The sequence below is a fragment of the Streptomyces kebangsaanensis genome (genome assembly GCF_001906585.1).
GTDB lineage: Bacteria > Actinomycetota > Actinomycetes > Streptomycetales > Streptomycetaceae > Streptomyces > Streptomyces kebangsaanensis.
The window spans coordinates 7717-13369 of record NZ_JUJA01000105.1 but is presented as its reverse complement, the minus strand read 5'-3'; the positions used below and the strand labels follow the sequence as shown (position 1 = coordinate 13369).

The following is a 5653-nucleotide window of genomic DNA, read 5'->3' as shown; positions in this document are numbered from 1 at the left end:
AGCCGGCTCCATCTGCGACTGACCGACTTCACTGACCTCGACCACCTGGAACTCATCGCGAGTGAGGTGCTTCCGCAGCTGGAGGACGTGAAATCCGGGGTACCCGGCGCTTGCCGAAAAGTACCGTCCTCCAGGTGAAGAGCGGCTTGCTGAGGGCTCGCAGGGAATCGACATGCTGATTTGATCTCCGTGGTGCTGCTGTTCGCGAGGAACGCGGTGACGTCGGCGGGCGTCCGCAACCCGGCTGTCGAGGGTGGAGTCGTGCAGCCGTGCTCGGCCAGGAGGGGCTGGACTCGGCGAACGGCTCTGGTGAGGGTGCTGCCGTTGGTTCCGAAGAGCTGGGCGAGCAGGTCCCGGATACCGAGTTTGCGCGGGTAGAGCACGGTGACCAGGATTTCGTCGGCGGTGGTCGGCTTGTCCTTGGTTCCCGCGCCGCGAGTACGGATGCGCTCGCCTCCTCGCTGCTGGAGCCGTCCCTGCTCACGTAACTCGTCCAGTTCCTGGGGCAGTCGGTCGACGAGCTTGTCCAGCACCGGTTCGGGCATGCCGGTCGGCTCCGGGTTGCGCAGACCCCACTGGCACGACCCGTGAGAACCGTCGCGGGATTTCTCCGCAGCGACTCACACCATCGGAAAACCCGGAGAGGTCCGGCACCCGGCCGACGATCCGGACAGAGCCGCCAGGGCTCCAGGGCCGGTACGAACTCTTACGGCGGTCCCCAGAGGCAGGGAGCCGGCGTGCAGCTCCGGTGGGCTTCGGCTTCGGGCTTCCTCGAACCCGCGCGCTTCGCGCAGGCCGGGGCGGAACAGCCCGGTGCGCAGGGCAGGTTCGACCGCGATCCGGAGGGTGCAGTCGACCACTTCGCCCGTGGGGTGGGCCGGTTCCTGGCCGGGCGGGACATGGACGGCATCGAGCGGACCGACGGCACGTTCTTCCGTCGCGGCACCCGGGTGCCGCCGAGGGCCGACGGTACTGTGCACCGCGCCTCCTGCCAGCCGGGCCGGCAGCGCCTCGTGGTCCGGCTGACCGTCCTCAGCGCGGCAGTTGGCGGCTGCGCCTACTGGCAGGAACCTGAGGCGGCGCTCACGGCCCTCGAGTACGTCGGGGCGGGCACCGCGGCCGCCACGGCAGCGGCCGGCATCGCGTACGGGATCCTCGGGCGCGAGCGGCGCGAGCGGCGGGAGCTGATGCGCGAGTGGGTGGTGCCGCTGCACCTGGCGCTCGCCGGCGGTTGCGGCGTGCACGCGTCGGTGTCGTGGATCGCCGATGCCGAGCCCGGAGCGGACCGGGTGCCCTTCGGTGTCGTGGCGATCGTGCTCTGCGTCGTCGTCATGGGGCAGGGCGCGGTCATGCTCCGGTACGGGCCGGTGCTGTTCCGCGGCCGGCCCAGACACATGGATTGGTGGGAGAGTCAGTTCGTCGTGGTGATGGTCTGCTCCGGCGTCGGAGCGTTCGCCCTGGTGTGCGACGGACTGGCCGGCTCCGGTCTTTCCCTTGGCGCATCATGAGCCATGGCAGGGGACTCCTTGGGGGTTCGCGGCCTGGCAGCGACCGTGCTCGCGCTGTACAACGCCCGGGCCACCCGTACGTACCTGGTCGTCACTCGGCCTTCCTGAACACCGCCGACATCCCGTCCCCTGTGTCATGGGCCAGCCGTCCCGGCGCCTCCGGCGAGACCAGGCCGACCCGGGTGGCCAGTTCGCGGCCGTGGACGTCGACGGCGGCCTCGATGAGGCCCGCGAGTGCGTCCAGGGCGGTGCGGGCGCGGGAACGGGCCACGGCCGCGCAGCCGAGGGCGGCCAGCACGGCCGGCCACCACCAGCAGGCGAGCAGGGCGTAGCCGACGGCCCAGGCGGCGAGGCGGGCGGCGGCGCCGAAGGAGTCGTGGGCCGACTGGATCTGGCGTACAGCAGGTTCGGGGAGGATCAGCCACAGCCGCGGCCAGAGGGCGGCGAGGTCCACTCCGTAGGCGGCCTCGACGCGGTCGGCCGTTGCCTGCATGCGGTCGCCGTACCAGGTGGGGCGGGCCGGTTCACGCAGCGCGACACGGTCGCGGGCCTCGGTGAGAGCCTGAATCCGCGCCAGTGAGCTGCTCGGGATCATCACCGCACCGTTGGGTCCGGCGCCTGTCTGGTGGGCATGGCCGACGGCTTCACCGAGCTTCGCGTCCCTCTCCTGCCACTTGCGGGTGCGGCGTGCGGTCAGGGCGCGTGAGAGCGGGTCCCGGCCGAAGCGGAGCCAGTACCGCTCGATCACGCTGCCGAGGAACTGCGCGGCGAGTGAGGCCGCGGTCGCGGTGAGCAGGACGAGGGCGACCAGGAGTGCGGCGGTGCCGGTGCGGTCGAGGGCGGGGAGGGCGGCAAGGTCGTCCAGGGTGGTGCGCAGCCGGTCGATGTCGTGCCAGTGGCGGTGGCCCAGGGTGGTGCCGACGGCTGTGGCGGCGAGGAAGAGAGCGCCGGGGAGGACCAGCAGGTTCAGCCAGCGTTCGGTGAGTTTGTCGCCCAGGGTGGCGAGGAGGGGGTTCATGGGACGGGGCTACTGTGCGGGGCCCAGTCGGCCCTTGAGCATGCGGGTGCCGTTGACGGCGCAGTGCGGGGCGGGGAACAGGTCACGGGCCCGTTCGATGCGGCTGCACCGGGCCGGTCCGGGGCATACGGCCACCCTGATGTGGGGCGTGATGCCGGGGGCCGCTCCGCCTCGGGATTCGTTGACCAGACCGCGTGCGTCCCCAGCCTGGCGCAACGCTGTGTCCAGAACGCGGTAGCAGGTCGCGAGTTCGTCGGCGCCCGCACCCGACTGCAGCAGGTCACGCGCACGCTCGGCCGCCTCCCGGACCCCGGGCTGCCGCAGGTCCTCCGGCGAACCGAGCAGGGCGCACAACGCCGCTGCCGCCCTGTGGCCGGGTTGGAGGAAGTCGGGAGATGCGGTCATGGTCCAAGTGTGCCGGAAATAAGGCAGAGTTGAGTGTGAGTTGGCACCGTCGGAGTCGACGGCCCGAGGGGGAGCGACGGGGTGAGGTACGACCGGGACTGGTTCCTGCAGGCGATCCGTGCGCGCCTCGACCGGGCTGGGACGGCGGACGGGGGTGTGGACGCGGACGTGGTGTTCGGGTCCGACACGGATGCTGAACTCAGGGGACTGCTGCGGACCACCGACACGAGGACCGACATGGAGGCCCGGCACGCGGCGGGCTGGCTCTGCGTCGCCCGTGCGATGGCCGACCCGGGGGACCGCGGAGCCGTCCACGGGGCCATGGCCGGGACGCTGCTCTTCCCGGTGTGGGTCGCCGATCCGGGGCTGGTGCCGCCGGAGTTGGCGGCGAGCTACGCATCCACCGATCCCGCCATGCGTCCCGACCCGGCGAACGCGGACGGTCCCCCCGAGTGGTCGGCCCAGTGTGCCGCGTCCATGATCGCGGCGGAGGGACGGCAGCACAACCCGCCGCCGGACGCCTCCGAAGACGTCCGCAGGCTCCACGAGATGGCCGCGCTGCTGGACACCGTGGCACCCTCGCGCGAGATCCATCGCGCCACCGCGATCGGGGGCGGCAGCCTGGCCGTCCTCGCGACGCCGGAGTACGACCCCCGGTACACGGGCCGGCGCGAAGACCTGTCCCGTGCGCTGGCCCTCGCCGGGATGACCTGGCCCTTCGGGGAGTTGGGGGACGCGGATCCGGTCAGACTCGCCCACCGTGCCCTCAAGGGCATCCCGGCAGACTCCCCCGAGCGGCTCCTCGCCCTCGACGGTCTGGGTGACCTGCTCCGGGAGCGCTACATGCGGTCCTACGAGCCGGAGGACCTGCACGAGGCGGTCGGTCTCGCGCGTGACGTGCTGGTTCAACTGCCGTCCGGGAGCCCGCGTCTTCCCCACTGTCTCAGCGCCCTGGGGAGCGCACTGTTACTGCTGCGGCAGCGGGAGGGCGCGACGCCCGAGGAGTGCGACGAGGTCGTGGACGTGTGCCGCCGGGCCGTTCCCGGCCATCCCGAGGGGCCTGCCGCGGCGGGCCACGACCTGGGCGTGGCGCTCGTACTGAGGGCGCAGCACACCGGCCGGGTGGAGGACCTGCACGAGGCGGTCGCCGTGCTGACCGAGGCGCTCCGGGCTGCCCGGAATCCGGGTGAGACCGCGGCCCTGCGCAATGCCCTGGGCAACGCCCTGCGCTACCGCTCCGTCGTGACCGGCGATCCGGCCGATCTGGACGCGGCGCTCACACTCGCCGACCCGGCCACCGCTTCCACGGAGGCGACGGACGGCCCGCAACTGCCGCTCCTCACTCTCGCGACGGCCCTGTACAGCCGCTACACACGCCAGCCCGAAGCGAACAGGGCGGACCTGGACGAGGCGCTGCGCCGACTGCGGCAGGCAGAGGAGCTCCTGCCGCCGGGCCACCCGGAGCGGCCCACAGCACTCAACTATCTCGGCCTGGTGTTGATCGCCAGCCATCAACGCTCCGGAAAACCGGAGGAGTTGAATGAGGCGGTACGGGCCCACCGGGCGGCGGTGGCGCTCACCCCCGAAAGGCACGAGATGCTCGGAGTGCGGCTGCTCAACCTCGGTGCGGCGTTGGGTCTGCGGCACCGGCTGACGGAGGACGGCGAGGACCTGCGGGAGGCCCGGGAGTGCCGGCGCCGGGCCGCCGCGCTGCCCGGCCTGGGCCGCGCGCACCAGGCGGCGCTGCTGAGCTCGATGGGGATCAGTCTGGTCGCGGGCATCGAACGCGCCGCCGATCCGGTCACCCAACTCGACGAGGCGGTACGGCTCCTCAGAGAGGCGCTCGCCCTCACCCCGGAGGGTGATCCGCGGCTTCCCCGCCGACGCCAGAACCTCGCCACCGCCCTGATGACCCGCTTCTCGTGGACGCTGCGGATCGGCGACGTCCGCGAGGCACGCGAACTGGCCGACGCGGTGATCGCGACGCTGCCCGCGAACTCCCCCGACCTGCCAAGTGCTCTGACGGTGGCCGCGAGCGCACGGCTCCTGAGCCCCCGTAGCCGGCTGTCGCCGGCCGCCCGGGACGAGGCGGTCGCGCTGTTCCGCCAGGCGGTCGAGGCCACCCCGCCCGGCCACCCCCGGCGCGCGTCCCGTCTGACGCTCCTCGGCAGCGCGCTGTGCGACCGGGGACCCGGCCGCCGTCGCCGTGGAGCCGATCTGGTCGAGGCAGCCGACCTGTTCCGGTCAGCGGCCCTGGAGCAGCAGTGCGCGCCCTCCGACCGCCTGGACGCGGCACGGGCCTGGGGCGACGTCCGGGCGGAGCTGGGCGACTGGGAGCGTGCCCTGGACGGCTATGTCGTGGCGGTCGACCTACTGCACTCCGTGGCGCCCCGCCATCTCGTCCGCGACGACCAGGAGTACCTGCTGAGCCAGACCGTCGGACTGGGCGCCGCGGCGGCGGCCTGCGCGGTGCGCTGCGACCGGCCCGGGCTCGCGGTCGGTCTGCTCGAACAGGCCAGGGGCGTGATCCTCTCCCACGCCTTCGACGCCGACAGCGATCTGACCCGGCTCCGGGAGACCGCCCCCGACCTCGCAGCCCGCTTCGAAGAACTCCGGGAGGCCCTCGATACCGCGACCGACAGCCGGGAGTTCCTCGAAGAAGGGCCGGCTCACCCCGACGCCCGCGCCGATCTGCGGCAGCGACTGGCTGCCGAGTGGCGGG

General features: G+C 72.6%; 4 protein-coding genes and 1 pseudogene. 2 read left to right on the top strand and 3 right to left on the bottom strand.

Annotation, left to right across the window (positions count from 1 at the left end):
* Positions 1 to 170: 170 nt before the first annotated feature.
* Positions 171 to 572, bottom strand: a pseudogene (locus tag RH94_RS15570) (ISAzo13 family transposase); the annotation flags it as partial.
* A gap of 165 nt (positions 573 to 737) precedes the next feature.
* Here RH94_RS15570 and RH94_RS15565 point away from each other — a divergent pair.
* Positions 738 to 1508, top strand: a complete 771-nt coding sequence (locus RH94_RS15565; RefSeq protein WP_073948184.1) for a hypothetical protein — start codon at positions 738 to 740, stop codon at positions 1506 to 1508.
* 91 nt (positions 1509 to 1599) lie between these two features.
* Here RH94_RS15565 and RH94_RS15560 read toward each other — a convergent pair whose 3' ends face one another.
* Complete coding sequence (locus tag RH94_RS15560; protein ID WP_073948183.1) at positions 1600 to 2526, bottom strand: hypothetical protein; 927 nt, start codon at positions 2524 to 2526, stop codon at positions 1600 to 1602.
* Positions 2527 to 2535: 9 nt separating this feature from the next.
* Positions 2536 to 2931 carry a hypothetical protein gene (locus RH94_RS15555; protein ID WP_073948182.1) on the bottom strand — a complete coding sequence of 132 codons (396 nt, stop codon included), beginning with the start codon at positions 2929 to 2931 and terminating at the stop codon, positions 2536 to 2538.
* Between the two features lie 81 nt (positions 2932 to 3012).
* Here RH94_RS15555 and RH94_RS15550 point away from each other — a divergent pair.
* Positions 3013 to 5653 (top strand): CHAT domain-containing protein (locus tag RH94_RS15550; protein WP_234425796.1); only part of this gene is annotated, 2641 nt, incomplete at its 3' end.

Excerpts from the sequence above, each read along its gene's own strand:
- RH94_RS15555 (WP_073948182.1), bottom strand. The coding sequence starts at position 2,931 with ATGACCGCATCTCCCGACTTCCTCCAACCCGGCCACAGGGCGGCAGCG.
- RH94_RS15560 (WP_073948183.1), bottom strand. The coding sequence starts at position 2,526 with ATGAACCCCCTCCTCGCCACCCTGGGCGACAAACTCACCGAACGCTGG.